Source organism: Bradyrhizobium sp. SZCCHNS30572, from assembly GCF_032484415.1.
Taxonomy (GTDB): Bacteria; Pseudomonadota; Alphaproteobacteria; order Rhizobiales; family Xanthobacteraceae; genus Bradyrhizobium.
The window spans coordinates 396747-416146 of record NZ_JAUESY010000006.1 but is presented as its reverse complement, the minus strand read 5'-3'; the positions used below and the strand labels follow the sequence as shown (position 1 = coordinate 416146).

The 19400-nt window shown below is 65.5% G+C and carries 18 protein-coding genes; 3 read left to right on the top strand and 15 right to left on the bottom strand.

Annotated elements, in window-relative coordinates:
• Window positions 1–116: 116 nt before the first annotated feature.
• The 4 genes from QX048_RS18955 to QX048_RS18940 all read right to left on the bottom strand — a co-directional run bounded on the left by QX048_RS18955 (window position 117) and on the right by QX048_RS18940 (window position 4549).
• Window positions 117–1286 carry an ABC transporter substrate-binding protein gene (locus QX048_RS18955; RefSeq protein ID WP_315827949.1) on the bottom strand — a complete coding sequence of 390 codons (1170 nt, stop codon included), beginning with the start codon at window positions 1284–1286 and terminating at the stop codon, window positions 117–119.
• A gap of 416 nt (window positions 1287–1702) precedes the next feature.
• Window positions 1703–2923, bottom strand: coding sequence for an ABC transporter substrate-binding protein (locus QX048_RS18950; protein WP_315717119.1), 1221 nt, complete (start codon window positions 2921–2923; stop codon window positions 1703–1705).
• 70 nt (window positions 2924–2993) lie between these two features.
• Window positions 2994–3317, bottom strand: a complete 324-nt coding sequence (locus tag QX048_RS18945; protein ID WP_315717118.1) for a 2Fe-2S iron-sulfur cluster-binding protein — start codon at window positions 3315–3317, stop codon at window positions 2994–2996.
• 8 nt (window positions 3318–3325) lie between these two features.
• Complete coding sequence (locus tag QX048_RS18940) at window positions 3326–4549, bottom strand: cytochrome P450 (protein WP_315827948.1); 1224 nt, start codon at window positions 4547–4549, stop codon at window positions 3326–3328.
• Between the two features lie 77 nt (window positions 4550–4626).
• On the opposite strand from QX048_RS18940, the gene QX048_RS18935 reads away from it, so the two are divergent.
• The 3 genes from QX048_RS18935 (at window position 4627) to atzF (ending at window position 8056) form a co-directional block, all read left to right on the top strand.
• Window positions 4627–5133: a MarR family winged helix-turn-helix transcriptional regulator gene (locus tag QX048_RS18935; protein WP_315717116.1), complete on the top strand. Its 507-nt coding sequence runs from the start codon at window positions 4627–4629 to the stop codon at window positions 5131–5133.
• 349 nt (window positions 5134–5482) lie between these two features.
• Window positions 5483–6022 carry a DUF805 domain-containing protein gene (locus tag QX048_RS18930; protein WP_409999279.1) on the top strand — a complete coding sequence of 180 codons (540 nt, stop codon included), beginning with the start codon at window positions 5483–5485 and terminating at the stop codon, window positions 6020–6022.
• Window positions 6023–6268: 246 nt separating this feature from the next.
• Complete coding sequence (gene atzF, locus QX048_RS18925; protein ID WP_315827946.1) at window positions 6269–8056, top strand: allophanate hydrolase; 1788 nt, start codon at window positions 6269–6271, stop codon at window positions 8054–8056.
• A 111-nt stretch (window positions 8057–8167) separates the two neighbouring features.
• Here the strand turns inward: atzF and QX048_RS18920 are convergent, their stop codons facing one another.
• The 11 genes from QX048_RS18920 to ugpB all read right to left on the bottom strand — a co-directional run bounded on the left by QX048_RS18920 (window position 8168) and on the right by ugpB (window position 19116).
• Window positions 8168–8899 carry a GntR family transcriptional regulator gene (locus tag QX048_RS18920; RefSeq protein WP_315827945.1) on the bottom strand — a complete coding sequence of 244 codons (732 nt, stop codon included), beginning with the start codon at window positions 8897–8899 and terminating at the stop codon, window positions 8168–8170.
• A gap of 2 nt (window positions 8900–8901) precedes the next feature.
• Window positions 8902–9294: an oxalurate catabolism protein HpxZ gene (gene hpxZ / locus QX048_RS18915; protein WP_315827944.1), complete on the bottom strand. Its 393-nt coding sequence runs from the start codon at window positions 9292–9294 to the stop codon at window positions 8902–8904.
• Window positions 9275–10675, bottom strand: a complete 1401-nt coding sequence (locus QX048_RS18910; protein ID WP_315828018.1) for an AtzE family amidohydrolase — start codon at window positions 10673–10675, stop codon at window positions 9275–9277. The genes hpxZ and QX048_RS18910 overlap by 20 nt, the downstream gene beginning before the upstream one ends.
• Before the next feature lie 10 nt (window positions 10676–10685).
• The gene (locus QX048_RS18905; protein WP_315717108.1) at window positions 10686–10865 is read right to left on the bottom strand and encodes a DUF4089 domain-containing protein; all 180 of its coding nucleotides are present in this window, start codon (window positions 10863–10865) and stop codon (window positions 10686–10688) included.
• 26 nt (window positions 10866–10891) lie between these two features.
• Window positions 10892–12706 (bottom strand): ABC transporter ATP-binding protein, encoded by a 1815-nt coding sequence (locus QX048_RS18900; protein WP_315717107.1) that lies wholly within the window; start codon window positions 12704–12706, stop codon window positions 10892–10894.
• Entirely contained in the window at window positions 12703–12879 is a 177-nt protein-coding gene (locus tag QX048_RS18895) for a hypothetical protein (RefSeq protein ID WP_315751188.1), read from the bottom strand. Before QX048_RS18895 ends, QX048_RS18900 begins: the two co-directional genes overlap by 4 nt.
• A 4-nt stretch (window positions 12880–12883) precedes the next feature.
• Window positions 12884–13786: an ABC transporter permease gene (locus QX048_RS18890; RefSeq protein WP_315827943.1), complete on the bottom strand. Its 903-nt coding sequence runs from the start codon at window positions 13784–13786 to the stop codon at window positions 12884–12886.
• A complete protein-coding gene (locus QX048_RS18885) occupies window positions 13783–14796 on the bottom strand; it encodes an ABC transporter permease (protein WP_315773716.1) in 1014 nt (337 codons plus the stop codon). The genes QX048_RS18890 and QX048_RS18885 overlap by 4 nt, the downstream gene beginning before the upstream one ends.
• A gap of 195 nt (window positions 14797–14991) precedes the next feature.
• Window positions 14992–16614, bottom strand: a complete 1623-nt coding sequence (locus tag QX048_RS18880) for an ABC transporter substrate-binding protein (protein WP_315827942.1) — start codon at window positions 16612–16614, stop codon at window positions 14992–14994.
• Window positions 16615–16837: 223 nt separating this feature from the next.
• Entirely contained in the window at window positions 16838–17788 is a 951-nt protein-coding gene (locus tag QX048_RS18875) for a phosphotransferase family protein (RefSeq protein ID WP_315827941.1), read from the bottom strand.
• 2 nt (window positions 17789–17790) lie between these two features.
• Window positions 17791–19116 (bottom strand): sn-glycerol-3-phosphate ABC transporter substrate-binding protein UgpB, encoded by a 1326-nt coding sequence (gene ugpB, locus QX048_RS18870; RefSeq protein ID WP_315751181.1) that lies wholly within the window; start codon window positions 19114–19116, stop codon window positions 17791–17793.
• Window positions 19117–19400: the final 284 nt, after the last annotated feature.

The following is a 19400-nucleotide window of genomic DNA, read 5'->3' as shown; positions in this document are numbered from 1 at the left end:
CGGCAGAACCCGTTCCAGGCGCTGCCGCCATGTCCGTCCCGATCTTAGGCCGGAGATGTTTTAAGCTTCAAGCAAATTCCAGGCCTGTTTCGTCCCTGGCTCGGAATTCTTTTCGCTCACTTCATCGGGCACTTGTCGTGGAAGCGGTCCTGGTCGTTCTCGACGATGGTGGCGACCGTCTTCAGCGAGAGCTGGCCCTCGGTGTCCTTGACCACGTCCTGCAGGTAGAAGTTCTGGATCGGGATGTGATTGTTGCCGAACTTGAAGGAGCCGCGCAGCGACTTGAAGTTGGCCTTCTCCATCTCGGCCTTCATCGCGTCCTTCTTGGACGTGTCGCCCTTGACGGCAACCACGGCGCTGTTGATCAGCTGGGCCGCGTCGTAGGCCTGGGCGCCATAATAGGTCGGACGCAGGCCGGTGTATTTCTTGCGGTAGTCGGCGACGAACTTCTTGTTCTGCTCGTTGGGCAGGTCGTTGACCCATTCCTGGGCGCCGGGCACGCCGATCGCATTGTCCTTCTGCAGCGGCAGCGACAATTCGTCGACGGTGAAGGCGGTGTAGAGCGGCATCTTCTCCTTGAGCCCGGCCTGCGCGTACTGATTGAGGAACTGCACGCCGGCCGCACCTGGATAGAACACGAAGATCGACTCGGCGCCCGAGGCGCGCGCCTTGGAGAGCTCGGCGGAGAAGTCGAGCTGGCTCGGCCACACCGTATATTCCTCGCCGACGACCTGGCCCTTGAACGTGCTCTTGACGCCAGCCAGCATGTCCTTGCCGGCCGCATAGTTCGGCCCGATCAGGAACACCGACTTGACGCCCTTCTGGTTCATGTAGAGGCCCATCGCCGCCGGCGTCTGGTCGTTCTGCCAGGAGGTCGAGAACACGTAGGGCGAGCACAATTCGCCGGCCAGCTGCGACGGGCCGGCATTGGCCGAGATCAGGAAGGTCTGGGAATCCACCGCGGTCTTGAGCGAGGCCAGCAGCACGTTCGACCAGATGTAGCCGACGATGAAGTCGACCTTGTCGGACTGCACCAGCTTCTCGGTTTTCTGCTTGCCGACGTCAGGCTTCTGCTGGTCGTCCTCGTAGATCACCTCGACCGGCTTGCCGTCGATCTTGCGGCCGAGATGGTCGAGCGCGAGCTCGAACGAGTTGCGCATGTCGTTGCCGATCACGGCGGTCGGACCGCTGAACGTCGAGACGAAGCCGATCTTGATGGTGTCGCCGGCAAAGGCGGTGCTCGAAAACAGCAGCGCCGCGGCGCTCGCCAGCCAGAAGCTCTTCATGGTCTCCCTCCCCTCAAACAAATCGTTCTTATCGTTGTTTTGTCGCCGCCACGCAGCAGCACGACCAGCGGCGGCGTTTCGCCGCAGCATTCGTCGCGCGTGCTGATCCTACGCGCCATCGATCCATGCACCATAATTCCCGGAAACGGGCAAAGGCAAGAACTATAGTGCGTGTTAAGGATACTGCAGCACAGCAGACGGCAGGGTCGGGAAGAAGGTCATGAGAGGAAGTCGCCTTCCCCGCGCCGTCATGGCCGGCCTGTCCCGGCCATCCACGCGGCTCGATAGTCGCCGCTCGACGTGGATGCCCGGGACAAGCCCGGGCATGACGGAGCAACTGAAGAGCAGCGGCTCTCGCGGCATCTACTTCTAGATGTCACTCGTGGATATCACTTGCTCGCTACCCCACGAACGCATCACTTCACCAGCGCACACCCGCCATCGGCGATCGGGCGGAACGCCTGCTCGGCCGGAATCGTCGAGACCAGACGATAGTAGTCGTACGGATATTTCGACTCCTCCGGCTTCTTCACCTCGAACAGATACATCGGGTGCACCACGCGGCCGTCGGCCCGGATCGTCACATCGCCGAATAGTTTGTCCTTGCCCTTCACCGTCTTCATCTGCGGCACGACGTCCTTGGCATCATCGCTGCCGGTGGCGGCGACCGCGTTGAGATAGGCAAGCGTCGAGGCATAGACGCCGGCCTGGTTGCCGCTCGGCATCTTGCCGTTCATGCCGGGGCGCGCCGCGAAACGCTTGGCGAAGGCGCGGGTATCGTCGTCCATGTCCCAGTAGAACGCTTCGAGCAGTTGCAAGCCCTGCGCCGCCTTCAAGCCCATGCCGTGGATATCGTTGATGAACAGCAGGAACGCGACCAGCGACTGGCCGCCCTGCTGGATGCCGAACTCGGACGCCTGCTTGACCGCATTGATGGTGTCGCCGCCGGCATTCGCCAGGCCGATCACCTTGGCCTTCGAGCCCTGCGCCTGAAGCAGGAACGAGGCGAAGTCCGTCGTGCCGAGCGGATGCTTCGCCGAGCCCAGCACCTTGCCGCCGTGCTTCTCGATGTAGTTGGTGGCCTCCGCCTCGATGCCCTGGCCGAGCGCATAGTTGACCGTGATGAAGTACCAGTCCTTGCCGCCGCGGCCCATCATCGCAGCCGCCGTGGTGTTGCCGGTCGCCCAGGCGTCGTTGACCCACTGGATGGTGTTCGGCGAGCAGGCCTTGCCGGTGAGATCGGAGCTCGCGGTCGACGACGCCAGGAACGTCATCCGGCTGTTGCGCAAGAGCTCGTTGACGGTGAGGCCCACGGCCGAGTTGGGCACGTCGACGACGGCATCGACCTTGTCGACATCGAGCCATTTGCGCGTGATCGCCGAGCCGACATCGGCCTTGTTCTGGTGATCGGCATAGACGATCTCGACCTTGATGCCTTTACCGCCGCCGTTGAAATCCTCCGCCGCCATGCGCGCGGCCTCGACCGAGCCCATGCCGTTGGTGTCCTGGAAGATGCCGGAGATGTCGTTGAGCACGCCGACGCGTACGACATTGTCCGAGATCTCGCCGGCCCGCGCCGCGCCTGCAAGGCAGACTATTGCGACCAGCGCCAGCGCGCACGAATTCAGCTGCTTCATGATGTCCTTCCCCGTGTGTTGCTTGTTTGATTGTTGTCGTTGCGGCTGGAGGTCGTCTCCAGTTGCGAAATCAGCTCTGCCGATCCGGAATGCGCACCACCAGTCCGGCCAGCGCCGGCTGCACCTTGATCTGACAGGACAGCCGGCTGTTCGGCCGCCGTTCGGCTGCGGTGCCGTCCAGCAGCGCATCCTCATCGTCGGACACGGGATCGAGCTTCCCGGTCCAGGCGTCGTCGACATAGACGTGGCAGGTGGCGCAGACGGCGTTTCCGCCGCATTCGGCGACGATGCCGTCGATGCCGTGGGTCAGCGCCGCCAGCATGACGCTGGCGCCGTCCTCGGCCTCCACGCTTTCGCTGCGGTTGTCGGGATGGATGAAGGTGATCGTGGTCATGGTATAGCTCAGGCTGGAGTAAAGGTGACCGGCAGGCTCTCCAGCCCGCGCAGCGTGTTGTTGTAGCGGCGCTTCGGCTCGCCGCTCATCGTGACGCTCCCGACCTTGCGGGCGAGCGCCGTCAGCACCGCCTCGCCTTCGAGCCGCGCGACGAGCTGGCCGACGCACATGTGGATGCCCGAGCCGAAGCCGACATGACCTGAGACTTTTCGGGTGACGTCGTAGGCGTCGGGCTGCTCCCAGCGGCGCGGGTCGCGATTGGCGCTACCTAAGAACATCAGCACCTTCTCGCCTTCGGGAATCGTGACGCCGCCAAGTTCGACGTCACGCGTGGTGGTGCGGAAGAAGGTCTGCACCGGGCTTTCGAACCGCACGGCCTCCTCGAACGCGTTGCGCGCCAGCGACGGATCGGCGCGCAGCCGCGCCCATTGACCGGGGAAGCGCGCCAGGCAATACACCGCGGCGCCGATGCCGTAGACGGTGGTGTCGAGGCCGGCCGACAGCAGCGAGCGCACCAGCAACGGCGCCTCGGCCGGCGTGATCTCGCCGCTGTCGCTGAAGGCGTGGATGCAGGAACCGAAGCCGCCGGGCGTGAGATTGTCGCGCTGGCACTGCTCCGTGACATAGGCCTGGTGTGGCGCCGAGCGCTCGATCGCCTGCTGGCGCAGCTCATTCGGCGGACCGAACGCGTTGAACACCAGGCTCGCATAGGGAATGAGATGCTCGCGCCCCTCCGGCTTCAGCCCGAGCGCATCGGGAAACACCGACAGCGGATAGGCCTCGGCGAGATCGGGGATGGCATCGAACGAGCCCCGGCCTACAAGCTCGTCGATCTTGGCCTCGGCCGCCACCATGAAGCCGTCGCGCAGCCGCTTCATGACGGCGGGCGACAGCACCTTGCTCAGCACGGCGCGGGTGCGCGTATGCGCCGGCGGATCCGCCTCAAGGATCAGGCTCGGCGGCCGCCACGGCTTCTCCTTGGCGAAGTCGCTCAAGCCCACGCCGCGGCTGGAGCAGAACGTCTGGGGATCGTTGAGGACGGCATAGACCTCGGCGTAGCGGGCGACGCCGTAGACGTTCCACGCGTCCAGATGGATGACGGGGCCGGCCTCGCGCATCTCCTGATGCGCTGGATAGGGATCGTCGAAGAATTCATATGAGAACGGGTCGATGGCGAGGTGCGGGATGACCGGCGCCACGCCGGCAGCGGGGGAAAGACCTGTTGGGTTCATGCGGAGCTCCCGAAGTTTGGCCTTGTCATGCGGCTTTTCGTATCCGTATGAGTGGCGATGCATGGACGCTGGGGATCATGAGCGAGAAATCCGGGACGCCGCGCAAGGCGCAGCCGCGCGAAGCTGAGGGGCACGGCCTCACGCTCGATCTCGACCGCTATGTGCCGGCCTTCATCACCTTCATCGCCAACAAGCTGTCGAACAGCGCCACCGCGTTCTATCAGCGCAATTTCGGCGTCAACGTCACCGAATGGCGGATCATGTCGCTGCTGGCGATCGAGCCGGGCATCCCGGCCTCGCGCATCTGCAGCGTGATCGGCTTCGACAAGGGGCCGGTCAGCCGCACCCTGGCGCTGATGAAGAGCCGCGGCCTGATCGCGATCCGCAACGACCCGGAGGACGGCCGCAGCCATTCGATTTCGCTGACGGCCAAGGGCCGCGCGACGCACGACAAGGTCATCGTCGCCGCGCTGGAACGCGAGCGGCGCCTGCTCGCCTGTCTCGACAAGGATGAGCGGGAAGTCCTGATCACCCTGCTGCGCCGAATCCACGACAATCTCGACGCCGTCACGGGCGCGAGCTGAGCCGCTCAGGCACGAGCCGCCGAACGGCTGCCCCGTCTGCTGCGGCAATCTGTTGGCGCGCGCGCAAGCGGCCGCGCCTGCGGCGAGCAGGCTGCGCATGACGTTCCCGTCCCTTCTTCGAGACGCGGATCATCCCGCGCCTCCGTTGCTGATCGGGTCGATCGTTCCACAGATTAGTTGCTTTAGCAACGATATATTTTCGACCGCATGAGATCCCGCAGCGCGAAAGCGCCGTCGCACTCGGTCCTTCAAATTCTAACTATCGGCGAAGGCGCGCAGCAATTTCGCCCTGATATGCCGTGTCGGCTGCGCTCCCGATTGCGGCGTGGCCTGCGGGGAGAGGCGGATGTTGGGGTTCATTTTCGGTTTCAATGCGCGTCTCGGCCGTCTGCAATATTTTCTCGCCTCGCTCGGTCTTGCGCTGGTTTCGGTGGTCCTGATCGTGGTCGTGGCCGTCGGTCTTGCCGCCCTCGCCCCGCAGACGTCGGAGCTGACGGTGAGCCTGCCGATCGTGGTGCTGATCGGCCTGTGCCTGGTGGCGAACCTGATGCTGCAGGCGATGCGCTTTCGCGACATCGGCTGGGACCCGGTCTGTGTGATCCCGGCCTGGATCGCCGTCATGGTGCTGGACTACGTGATCGCCGGCCGATTTCCCGAATACGCGGCGACATCATCGCACCATGGCACGTGGGTGGGCGCCCTGGTCAATCTCGGCCTCAGCGTTGCGCTGCTGTTCTTCCCCAGCGGGGCTGACGACGCGCCGTCGTCGGGAGCCACGGTGAGCCGCCCGACGTCTGCGTCGTTCCGGACAGCCCGTGGCACCGGCTCGGCCACCGAGGCACGACTTGCGCGCATCACGGGCGGGGATGCCGATCGGCGCGGGTACTAGGCGGCTACGGCGCCCGGCCTGCTCACCAATTAGGCAAATCGCCTTCGGCAACCACATCCGACCGCCCGACGGCCTGTCGGTGACACAGCAACCCACTGACTCTCAAGATTTTTCCTTATCAGGCCCGCATCCTCGCCGTGTACACAATGGCACATGGCTTGCTACGTTCGCAGCCGGATTGGGCGAAGCGGAGCGCAAGGAAATGGCAGGCCAGAGTTTGGGCTCGGACGAGACGCGGAGCGCCGCGTGACCGAGACCATTGCCGAGATCGTCGCCGCCCATCGCGCCGGCCTGACAACGCCAAGCGACACGATCGCGCGCTGCTACGCCCGGATCCGCGCGCACAACGACCCCGCCATCTTCATCAGCCTGCGCGGCGAGAAGGACGCGCTCGCGGAGGCCGAAACCCTCGCCGACCGGGACAGATCGCTGCCGCTCTACGGCGTGCCCGTCGCGGTGAAAGACAATATCGACGTGGCGGGCCTGCCGACCACCGCCGCCTGCCCCGCCTTCGCCTACACGCCATCTCGCGATTCCACCGCGGTGGCGCGGCTGCGCGCGGCCGGCGCGATCATCATCGGCAAGACCAATCTCGACCAGTTCGCCACCGGCCTCGTTGGCGTGCGCTCGCCCTATGGCATTCCGAAAAATCCGGTGCGCGCCGATCTCGTTCCGGGCGGATCGAGCTCGGGCTCGGCGGTCGCCGTCTCCGCGGGTCTCGTGCCGCTCGCACTCGGGACGGATACTGCGGGCTCCGGCCGCGTGCCGGCAATGCTCAACAACATCGTCGGCCTGAAGCCGAGCCTCGGCATGATCTCGACGTCCGGCTTGGTGCCGGCCTGCCGCACGCTCGACTGCATTTCGGTGTTCTCGCTGACGGTCGACGACGCCGTCGCGGCGCTCTCGGTGCTGGCGGCGCCGGATCCGCTCGATCCGTTCTCGCGCGACCGGCCGCTTGGGGCCGTGACGGCATTTCCCGAGGGCGTGAAGCTCGGCATTCCCCGCCCCGGGCAATTGATCTTCTTCGGCGACAAGGCGGCGGACGCCGCCTATGGCGCTGCCGCCGCGCGCTTCGTCAAACTTGGCGCCGAGCTGGTCGCGTTCGACCTCGAGCCGTTCTACGAGACCGCGCGGCTGCTCTATGAAGGCCCCTGGGTCGCCGAGCGCTATCTCGTGATCCGCGATCTGCTCGCCTCCGATCCCGATGCGATCCACCCCGTGACGCGCGAGATCACCATCGGCGGCGCGCGCGGCAGCGCGGCCGACACCTTTGCCGCGCTTTATCGTCTGCAGGCGCTGCGCAAGGTGGCCGAGCGTACCTTCGCCGATATCGACGCGCTGGTGCTGCCGACGGCGCCGACCGCCTACACCACCGCGGATGTGCTCGCCAATCCGATCGAGCTCAACAGCCGGCTCGGCACCTATACCAACTTCGTCAACCTGCTCGATCTCTGCGGGCTTGCGGTGCCGGCTGCGATGCGCAGCGACGGCGTCCCGTTCGGCATCACCCTACTGGCGCCAGCCGGCCGCGATGCGGCGCTCGCCAGTCTCGGGCGCGCCTTCCATGCCGACACGGCGCTGCCGGTCGGCGCCAAGCCGGTCCCGCTGCCGCCGCTCGCTCCCGTGTCTCCCGCACTGCATGGCGACGAGATCGCCGTCGTCGTCGTCGGCGCGCATCTCTCAGGGATGGCATTGAACCACGAGCTGACCAGCCTCGGCGGACGTCTGCTCGAGGCGACGACCACCGCGCCTGACTACAAGCTCTACGCGCTGTCGACCACGCCGCCCAAGCCCGGCATGCTGCGGATCGGCGACGGCCAGGGCACGGCAATGGCCGTCGAGCTCTGGGCGCTGTCGGCCGCGAGCTTCGGCAAATTCGTCAACCTCATCCCGCCGCCATTGTCGATCGGCACCATCCGGCTCGCCAACGGCCGCAGCGCCAAGGGCTTCCTTGTCGAGCCTGCCGCCCTCGATGGCGCGCGCGACATCTCGAAGTTTGGCGGCTGGCGCGCGTATATGGCGCAGAAAAGCTGATCGCCTCGCGACTTCGTCACTGCGAGCGCAGCGAAGCAATCCCAGAGCTGCGGTCGGGCCTCTGGATTGCTGCGCGGGCAATGATGGCAACCCGGCAGACGCCGAGCTTAGCTATACCGACACCGCGTAGATCTCGTATTCGCCGCGCACCAGCTCGATGTGCGCCTTCATGGCACTCGCCGCGCCGGCCTTGTCGCCGCGCAGGATGGCGACGACGACGCGGTCGTGCTCGGCATGCGACTTGGCGAGGCGGCCGAGATTGCGGAATTGGGCGCGGCGGAACGGCTGCACGCGCACCCGCGTCGCCAGGGTGATCTCTGCGATGTAGGCATTGTGCGCGCCGGCATAGATCGCGTTGTGGAAGCGCTCGTTGACCTCGTGGAAGCGCTCGGGGTTGCCGGCGTGGCTGAGATTGCGCAGCTCCTCGTGGATGGCTTCCAGCCGCTGCCGCTCGATCGGCGTCATGCGCTGCGCCGCGAGGCCGGCGCACAGGCCCTCGAGCTCGGCCATCGCCTCGAACATGCCGGTGAGACGGTCGGCCGACGGTCGCGCCACCACGGCGCCGCGATGTGCACGCGCCTCGATCAGCCCGGAAGTCGCCAATTGACGCAGCGCTTCGCGCACCGGCGTGCGCGAGACGTTGAAGCGCTTGGCGATCTCGGTCTCGTCCAGCGGCGCGCCCGGCGCCAGCGCGCCGCGCACGATCTCGTCGGCCAGCTGCAGGCGCAGCTCCTCCGCGCGCGTGATTTTCGCGACGGCAGGCGGCGCGCGGTCGATGCGCTTGATCTCCGAGTCGCGGGCGGACCGCTGGCGCGTTCGCGGCGGTAGATCGTCCAGGCTCATCCTCAGCCGCCCTTTGCTTCATCGATGATGCTGACATGGGCAGCGACGATTCTCCAGCCTTCCGGAAACCGGACCCAGGTCTGCATCTGGCGTCCGACCTTGCCGGGCGCGGTGTCGCGATAGAACAGCGTCGAGGCAACCGCGGCGTCACGGCCGTAAGTGGTGATCACGGTGCGCGCGGTCCGCCGCATCAGTCCAGCCGGCGAGCGCGCGGCGCGAAATGCAGCGATCTCGCCGTAGCCATAGAGGTTCTCGCCGATGCCGTAGCGCAGCGTACGGGAGTCCTGCTTGAACAGCTCGTCGAGCACGGCAACGTCGTTGCCGACCAGCGCCTGTTCGTAGCGCTGGAAGTGCGCGGTGACTTCCGCGACGACGTCAGGCAGATCGACTTCCATTCTCCAGAACTCCTCGCGGGGCCGACGCAGCGGCGACGCCAAGCTGTTGCAAGGCGTGGGCCACACGCAATGCGACATGTTCGCACCAGGGCGCCGCGATGATCTGCACGCCGATGGGCATCGGCGCGAGCGGAATCGGAACGGCGACGACGGGAAGCCCAATGAACGAGATCGGCTGGGTATGAATGCCGATATTGGCACGCACCGGCAGCTCGACGCCGTCGAGCACGAAGGTCGCCTGCCCGAGCTTGGGTGCAACGCAGGGCGTTGCGGGCGCGATCAGCACGTCGACGGACTTGAACAGCTCCAGCACCCGGGCGCGGTACCAGCGGCGAAACTTCTGCGCGCGGTCGACCATCGGTGCCGGAATCATCGCACCCGCAATCAGCCGATCGCGCACCGCCGGATCGAAATCCTGCGGCTGCTTGCGCAAGCGGTCGAGATGCAGCGAGGCGCCTTCGGTCGTGCTGATGACATAGGCCGCGGCGCGAGCACGCGCGGCTTCGGGCACCGCGACGACGTCGGTCGCCTTGAGCGCGGTCGCCACGCGGCTGACCGCCTCGGCGGCCTCCGGAAACAGGTACTTCTGAAAGTGGCCGCCGGCAATGGCGATGCGCAGGCCATCGAGCCCTTGCGACAGCGAAGCTGAGACCGGCTCCGGCGCACGCGTGGTGCACGCGGCATCGTCGGCATCGGGCCCCTGCATCACGTCGTAGGCAAGCGCGAGATCCTCGACCGAGCGTGCGAACGGACCGAGATGATCCAGGCTCATGACGAACGGAAACGAGCGCGCCCGCGACAGCCGGCCATAGGTCGGCTTGAGGCCGAAGATGCCGCAGAACGACGACGGCACACGGATCGAGCCGTTGGTGTCGGAGCCCAGCGCGATCGGCACCAGGCCGCCGCCGACGGCGCTGCCCGAGCCGCCCGACGAGCCGCCGCTCATCCGCGTCGGATCATGCGGATTGCGCGACGGGCCGTCGTGCACGTTTTCGCCGGTGAAGTCGTAGGCGTATTCGCCCATGTTGAGCGCACCGACGAGGACGGCGCCGGCCGCCTCCATGCGCTCGATCAGCGTCGCGTCGCGCGTCGCGGGCGCTCGATCACGGTTGATCTTGGAGCCGGCGCGGGTCGGCAGCCCCGCGACGTCGAACAGGTTCTTCACCGCGAACGGCACGCCGGCGAGCGGGCCGATGGGCTTGCCCGCAGCGATGTCGGCATCCACCGCACGCGCCTTCGCACGCGCCCGCTCGGCGGTCACATCCGTGAACGAGTTGAGCACGCCATCGCGGGCCACAATCCGCGCCAGCGCGGCGTCGGTAGCCTCGACGGCGGTGAGCTTGCCGGTGGCGACCGCGGCGGCGATGGCGCTCGCGGTCATCTCGGGAGAACTAAGCGGTGAAGACACTGGCAGGCTCGGCTTCATCAGGCAGGGAGAATTCGTCGACCAGCTTCGCCATCTTCAGCGAGACCTCGAGATTGGCGCGGATGGCCGGGCGCCACGCGTCCTCGATCGGCAGAGCCAATGCACGCCCGACGGCGTCGATGTAATCGTCCAATGGCTCCGCCATCAGCTTTTCTCCTCAAGCTTTCACGCTCAATGCGCCGGCAATGGCGGGTGCGGAATCGCCGTCAGCAACTCCCGCGTATAGTCATCCTGCGGATGACCTAGCACACGTTCGGAGGTGCCTTCCTCGACGATTCGGCCCGACCGCATCACGATCACACGATCGCACAACAGCCGCACGACATTCAAATCATGGGAGACGAACAGATAGCTCATACCTAACTGCCGCTTGAGGTCCTGCAGCAGATTGAGCACGACCGCCTGCACGGAGACGTCGAGCGCCGCCGTGGGCTCGTCGAGGATGACGAGCTTCGGGTGCAGTGCGATGGCGCGCGCGATACCGACGCGCGCCTTCTGGCCGCCCGACAATTGGTGCGGAAAGCGATCGAGCAGATTGAGCGGCAGGCCGACCATGGTGGCGAGCTCCTCGCAGCGGGCACGAAGCGCGTCGCGGCCCTTGATGTCGCCGAGCTGCAGGATCGGGTCGGCGATGGCACGCGCCGCGGTGAAGCGCGGATTGAGGCTGTCGGTCGGATCCTGGAACACCATCTGGATCCGGCTGCGCAGCGGAAGCCGGGCAAAGGCCTGCGGCAGGATGTTGCCGATCTCCTCGCCATCGAAGCTGATGCGCCCCGAAGTCTGGTCGAGCAGCCGCATCACCATCATCGACGTCGTCGACTTGCCGCAGCCGGATTCGCCGACCAGGCCAACGCTCTCGCCATGACCGACCGTGAAGCTGATGCCGTCGACGGCGCGGAACATCTCCGGCTCGACCGCCGGCCTCCGTCCGAACAGTTTCGACAATGTCGCCGAGGCGCCCTGGCGCGGATATTCCTTGACCAGCTTGTCGACGAGGAGAAGCGGCTTGGCGCTGCTCGCACTCCGCTCGCCCTCCGCACTCCGCTCGTCACCCCCGGGCTTGACCCGGGGGTCCATCACCTGGAGCGACTCTTGCGAAGATGGATGGATGGCCGGGTCAAGCCCGGCCATGACGGAGGCTGTGTGTGGCGGGGCTGCCACATCCTCCTCCGGCAGCAGATCGCGCAAGGACACGCCGAGGCGCGGTGTCGCGCGCATCAGCTTGCGTGTATAGGGATGCTGCGGGTTGGCGAAGATGTCGGCGGCCCTGGCGGTCTCGACCACCCGGCCCTTCTCCATCACCACGACGCGATCGCAATAGGCGGCGGCGAGACCCAGATCATGCGTGATCAGGATCGTCGACATGCCCCGGCTCTTGGTCAGCTCGACGACCAGGTCCATCACCGCCTTCTGCGTGGTGACGTCGAGGCCGGTGGTCGGCTCGTCGGCGATCAGGAGCTGCGGGTTGCAGGCCAGCGCCAGCGCGATGACGACGCGCTGGCACATGCCGCCGGACAATTCGAACGGATAGGCGTGGTAGCGCTCGCGCGGGCGGGCGATCTTGACCTGCTCGAGCGCGGCGATCGCCTTCTCGGCGCGATCGGTCGCGGCCGCCTGGACGTGCTGCTTCAGCACATCCTCGATCTGCTGGCCCACTTTCCGGATCGGATTGAGGGCCGCGCGCGGGTTCTGGAAGATCATCGAGATCTCGCGGCCGCGCAGATCGCGCATCGCGCTTTCCTCGGCCGCCCTGACGTCCACGCCGGAGAACATCACCGATCCCTCGGCGATGCGCCCGGCGCGGTCGAGGATGCGCATCACCGCATAGGACGTCACCGACTTGCCCGAGCCGGATTCGCCGACGATCGCGAGCGTCTCGCCCTTGGCGACGGAGATATCGATATGCTGCACCGCCTTGACGATACCGCGGCGGGTGGAGAATTCGACCGTGAGATCGCGGACGTCGAGCAGCGGCTGGGCGGTCATCCGTGGCTCCGCTTGTTACGACCGTCATGCGCGGGCTTGACCCGCCTGCGGGGCCGAAGCCCCTTCGGCGCGGCGAAGGCCCGCGCATCCATCACACTGACGAAGGTGTTCTTGAAGGGATGGATTGCCGGGTCAAGCCCGGCAATGACGGAGTCGTTTTGTGGTGCGCTCATCGCCTTACGTCCTGCGCTGCGGGTCGACGATGTCGCGCAGGCCATCGCCGAGCAGATTGAAGCAGAACACCGCGATCATCAGCGCGAGACCCGGGAACAGCGCGATCCACCATTCGCCCGACACCATGAAGGAGGCGCCCTCGGCGACCATGATGCCCCATTCCGCCGTCGGCGGCCGCACGCCGAGGCCGATGAACGACAGGCCTGCGGCATTGAGGATGGCGTAGCCCATGGTCAGCGACATCTGCACGATCATGATCGGCATGATGTTCGGCAGGATGTGGCCGAGCAGGATGCGCAGCTCGCTGTTGCCCGACAGCCGTGCCGCCTGCACGAAGCCGGCGTTGCGGCGGACATTGGCCTCGGCGCGTGCCACGCGCGCATAGAGCGGGAAATTCACGATCGCGGTGGCGATAATGATGTTCTGCACGGTGTTGCCGAGCGCGGCGACGATGCCCATCGCCAGTACGAACAGCGGGAACGCCATGATCGTATCGGCAATACGACCGACGATGCGGTCGGTCCAGCCGCCGAAGAAGCCGGCGGCGACGCCGGCAAGCCCGCCCATGAAGAACACCAGCGTCACCGAGGCGACCGCGATGAAGGTGTCCAGCCGGGTCGCGACCACGACGCGGCTGAAGATGTCGCGGCCGAGCTGATCGGTGCCGAACCAGTGCGCCACCGACGGCGGCTTCAGCGCCGAGGCGGTGTCGCTGGCCAGCGGATCATAGGGCACGATCCACGGGCCGAAGATGGCTGCAAACAGGATCACGACCAGGAGGCCGAAGGCGAAGCCCGTCACCTTGTTCTCGGCCAGGACATAGCGCGTGTGGCCGATCAGGGCTGTCAGTCCCATCGTCCGCGAGGGAACGGCGGCAGGCTCGACGGTCGGCGCGACAGTGCTCATCCTTCCAGCCTCACGCGGGGATCGATGACGCCATAGAGAATGTCGATGACGAGGTTGAGGACGACGTACATCACGGCCATCGTCAGCACGAAGCCCTGCACCGGCGCGAAGTCGGAGGCGATCAGCGCCTCGACCGCATAGGAGCCGATGCCGGGCCAGGCGAACACCTTCTCCACCAGCACGTTGGCGCCGAGCAGGAAGGAGAACACCATCGACAGCGTGGTGATGACCGGCAGCATGGCGTTGCGGAACGCATAGGTCACGGTGACCGTCGCGGGCGACAGGCCCGAGGCGCGCGCCGTGCGGACGAATTCCGACGACAGCACCGACAGCATCGAGGCCCGCGTCATGCGCGCGATCGGAGCCAGCGAGAAGATCGCCAACGTCGCGGCGGGCAGGATCAACTGGCTCAGCGCCGAGCGGAACGCCTCGCCGTCACGCGCGATCAGCGTATCGATGAGGTAGAAGCCGGTCACGGGGTCCGGCGCGCTATAAAACACGTCGAGCCGGCCAAGCGGCGCCGGTGACCAGCCGAGCCGGAAGTAGAACACATACACCAGCACCAGCCCGGTGAAGAACACCGGCAGCGAGACGCCCGCGGTCGTGACGATACGGCAGGTATGGTCGATCCACGACCCCGGCCGCGTCGCCGCGAGCACACCGAGCGGCAGCGCGATCGCGACGGATACCAACAGACCGAGCAAGGTCAGCTCGGCCGAGGCCGGGAGTCGGTTGCGAATCTCGCTGGCGACCGGCTGGCCTGTGGTCAGCGAACTGCCGAGATCGCCATGAGCGAGATCGACGGTGTAGCGGAAGAACTGCTCGACCAGCGGCTTGTCGAAGCCGAGCTTCTTGCGGATCTGCTCCACCGCCTCCTTGGTGGCGGCGGGGCCGGCAAAATACGCCGCGGGATCGCCGGGCAAGGCGCGCGTGAGCAGGAAGGTGACGATCACGACGCCGATCAGCGACGGGATCGCGAACGCGAGGCGCTTGGCGATGAGGCTCAGCATGAGCAGCCCCCTGCCCGAATTGGCCCAGACCTGTCCGCGCGGCGCACTCGGCTCCCTCCCCCCTTGTGGGGGAGGGCTGGGGAGGGGGGTGGACCCAGACGGCAGTGGGTGTGGCTACCCCCCTCCCTGCCCCTCCCCCACAAGGGGGGAGGGAATGAGAGAGCTCGGCCCATATTACATCCCCCCATCACTGTCTCACCCCTTCACCAGAGCCCGATAGTCGAGCCTACGGTGGAACCAGTACTGATAGCCGGAGATGTTCTTCTGCATCGCGACGTTGACGAACGGCTGATACAGCGGAATGCGTGGCACCTCGGCGAAGGCGAGATCGACGAAGCCCTTCACGTCGGCATCGTACGTCGCCTTGTCCCCGGCCGCGGCGGCGTCACGCGCGCCGTTGATGAGCTTGTCCATCTCGGGCGACTTGTAGCTCATCGTGTTGAACACGGAATTGTTGCCGTGATAGCACCAGTAGAAGAAGTATTCGGGGTAATCGAGCCAGCCCGAGAAGATGTTGGTGAAGAGCGGCATCTCCTTCTTGTTCAGCTCGGTGCGCCAGTTGGCGCCAGGCACCTTGTTGATGGTGGTCTTGATGCCGAGCTGGGCGAGGCTCTCCTGCACCAACACGCACAAGGGCTCGTTGACCTGTGCGAAATTGAGGTCGAAGGAGATCGTGGTTTCGAAGCCGTTGGGGTAGCCGGCTTCCGCCAGCAGCGCTTTTGCCTTCTCCATGTCGGTGAAGTACTTGGTCGGCTGCGGCCACGCCACCTCGGTCGCCTTATCCGCCGGCGCGCCGAACATCGGATTGGCAAGGCCGAACATCACGGCATCGATGATCTTCTGATAGGGCATTGCATAGGCGAGCGCCTGCCGGACCTTGGGACTGTCGAACGGCGGCTTGGTCACGTTCATGCCGATATACTGGATGCCGTTCGAGATCGGCAGCGAGATCACGGTATGCTTGCCGTTCGACTTCATCTCCTGGAAGTCCTTGTTCGGCAGCTCATAGGAGATGTCGGCATCCCCGCGCTCGAGCAGCGCGCGCCGGTTGCCGGCCTGCGGCACCATGCGCCAGATCACACGCTTGATCTTCGGCAGCGGACCGCACACCCAGTCGTCGTTGCGCTCCATGATCACTTCGGTACCGGCGGTCCACTTCGTCACCTTGTAGGCGCCGGAACCCGCGGTCTGCTGCTTGGTATATTCGAGCCCCCATGGGTCTTTGTCGGTCGCGTTCTTCTTCACGAGCTCCGAGTTGACCACGCAGGGTACAATGACGGCGAGATCGGGGATCGTCAGGCGGTCCTTCTTCAGAAAGTCGACGCGCACGGTGTGGTCATCGACGATGACGAACTGCTCGGTCTTGGTCAGCGAGCCGGCGCTCATCTGGAAGGTCGGGAAGCCACCGACGCTGACGGCGCGATCGAGCGACCACTTCACGTCCTTGGCCGTGACCGGCGTGCCGTCGTGGAATTTGGCGTTCTTGCGCAGCTTGAAGGTGGCGGACATGTCGCCGATGGTCATGTCCTCGGCGAGTTCGGGCTTGAACTTGTCGCGGTCGTAGTACGGCACCCCGCCCGGGCCGATCTTCATCTCGTGGCTGATCAGGCGGTCATAGCAGTTCCAGGACACCTCGTAGCCCGGCACGTTGGTGCCGACGCCGTGGATGTCGAGGTTGTTGGGACCGCCTTCGGACACGATCAGCAGCGTCTCGGACCGCGCGTCGGCCTTGGCGGAAGACATGATGGCCGGCGCCATTGGCAGCGCGGCCCCCGCAGCCAGACCGGACACGGATTTCAGAAAATCGCGACGCTTCATCAAATGCTCCCGAGGATAACGACTGTCGGGAACAGTGGTCGCAAGCTTTGTGCCAAGCCCGGCTGAAAACTAAGCTATTGAAATATCGAGGGGTCTTCACCGAGCGGCACAGCTTAGCGCTCTCGATTGCATACAAAGCTGCATATTTGCTGAGTTTATAATCACCTCAGCTAGCCTGCGACAGATTTACGCAACGCCTGTTGGACGGCCGCCCCGGTTAGGATCACACCGGCCAGATCAGCGCCTGCAGCTCGTCGAAGTCGCGGACCTTGGCCGGCCAATCCAGAATGCAGATGTGGCGGAGCGGATCGCTGTACTGGTGCAGCAACAGCAGGACCAGCAGCCGTCGCTTCAGCTGCCGGTCGATGTCCTCCAGCGCAAATCCGTAGCCGTCGAACAAGGCACGCACGCGCCCGGGATGACCCGCTGCCATGAAGACGCTCGGCCCGAGCAGATCATACTCGCCAAAACCGGTCATGACGTCGCCGAAGTCGAACAGCCCGCTCAGCTGCCAGCCATCACCGCTGCGCGTGACGAGTAAGTTCTCCGGAATGTATTCACCGGTCAGGATGACCGGCGGCGGATCCTGCGGCAGCAGTGCTGCGGCCTCGCGCAGGAGATCGTCCAGTCCGGCGAGAAGCGTCGGCGGCAAGCCGAGCCGCTGATGGCGTGCATGACATCCGGCCATCTGCATCCGCAAAAAATCCGACCAGCGCGGACCGAGCGCCAGCAGCTCGCCAGGCGGGACCCGCTGCACGGCGGCGATCAGACGACCGACCTGCCTGAGCAAGAGCTGCTTGTCCCGCTCCGGGAGTTGCCGCCACACATCCGAAGCAGGCATGCCGCCGAGCCTGGTCATGATCAGATAGCACCAGCCGTCGCGCTCCCCTTCGTGTTGAAGGTCGGGGGTACGGACGTCGCCGACGCCACCGGCGAGCACGCGCAAGGCCGCCCGCTCGGACTGAAACTTGCCGCGATGAAACGGCGGGAAGACCTTCAGGATCAGTCCGTCGTTCAGCGCGAGGACCAGATTGGTGCCCGCCGCGAACGGAACCAGCCGCGCGTCGTCGTAGCCATGGCCGCGCGCAATATCGCGTGCAGCCGGCAGCCAGCGCGTCACGTCGGCACGGAGGCGCCGGAGCTGCGCGCCATCGGCGACCGGTGGCAACGTCATTTTCAGCGATCCGGGCTCGCGCGCTCGAACTGGCGCAGCAGACGGTTGCCGCGGTCGACGGCGGCATCGAGCGCCGCCTGCGCCGGTTTGCGGCCGCTGAAGGCCTGCTCCATCTCGTCCTCGATGGCATCACGGATCAGCACGAACGAGCCGAGCCGCAGTCCGCGCGAATTCTCCGTGGGTGGGTTGAGCGTCACCTGCTCGATCGAGATCGCGGCTCCTGGATTGCGGTCGTAGAAGCCCTGCGCGCGCGTCAGATCGAAGGCCGCCTGGGTGATCGGCAAATAGCCCGTATTCTGGTGCCAAGCGGCCTGAACATCGGGCCGCGACAGATAGGCGAAGAACTTGGCCACGCCCTTGTACTCGGCCGCGGGACGGTCGCGGAGCACCCACAACGTCGCGCCGCCGATGATCGAATTCTGCGGCGCGGCCGCAACGTCAGGCCAGTACGGCATCATGCCGTAGCCGACCTCGAACTTCGAATTCGCCTTGATGTCGGCGCGCGTTGCCGAGGAGCCGATGAAGATGCCGCACTCGCCCTTCTGGAAACGCGGCTCGGCAGCCTGACCGCGGCCGCCATAGTCGAAGACCTTGCTCTTCTGCCATTCCGCGAGCTGGGCGATGTGCCGCGTGACCTGCGGATTGTTGAACGTCAGCACGGCGTCCAGTCCGGCAAAGCCGTTGGCCCGCGTGGCGATCGGCAGATTGTGGAAGGCCGAGAAATTCTCCACGTTGATCCAGGCCGGCCACGACGTCGTGAAGCCGCAGGCGACACCGTTGTCGCGCAGCCGCCGGGCAGCCTTGCCGAGCTCGGACCAGGTCTTCGGCGCCATGCCCGGATCGAGCCCGGCCGCGCGAAACTGATCCTTGTTGTAGTAGAGGATGGGCGTGGAGGCGTTGAACGGAAACGACAGCATGTTGCCGTCGGCGTCGGCATAGGTGCCGGCGATCGCGGGCAGATAGGCCGACGGCGAAAAGCTCTCCTGCTCGTCGCGCATCAATTCGTAAACGGGATAGATCGCGCCCTTGGCCGCCGTCATCGTCGCGGTCGCGATCTCATTGACCTGCACGATCGCCGGCTGGCTGCGCGAGCGGAACGCGAAGATGGCCGCCGTCACGGTCTCCGTATAGCTGCCCTTGTAGCTCGGCACGATGCGGTAGTCGGACTGCGACGCGTTGAAGTCGGCCGCCAGCCTGTCGACCTGCCTGCCGAGCTCGCCCGACATCGCATGCCACCACACGATCTCGGTCGCGGCCTTGGCCGTGCTTGCGCCAACAACCGTCCAGAGCAGGATTGCAAACGAAACAGAACGCAGAAGGACCGTCACCAGGAGGCAACTCCAATTCGATGAATGAATAGGCTCGGGCTGAGATCGCAATCGGACCGAAAAATCAGGTCCAGCAACCCAAGGCTGCAACAAACTATCAGCAAACCATTGACGTGTATCGCTTTGACGTCAGAATGGCCTTATAGCACCTGTTCGGGAGTGCATTGAACCTTTTCATGTCCGGGCCGACCTCATCATCAGGGGGAAAAGTGTTGCCTGTGTACCGCGCCCATCTTTCGTCGATCTCGAGAGTGGACGTCACGCCGGTGCTGATGCGCGCTGAG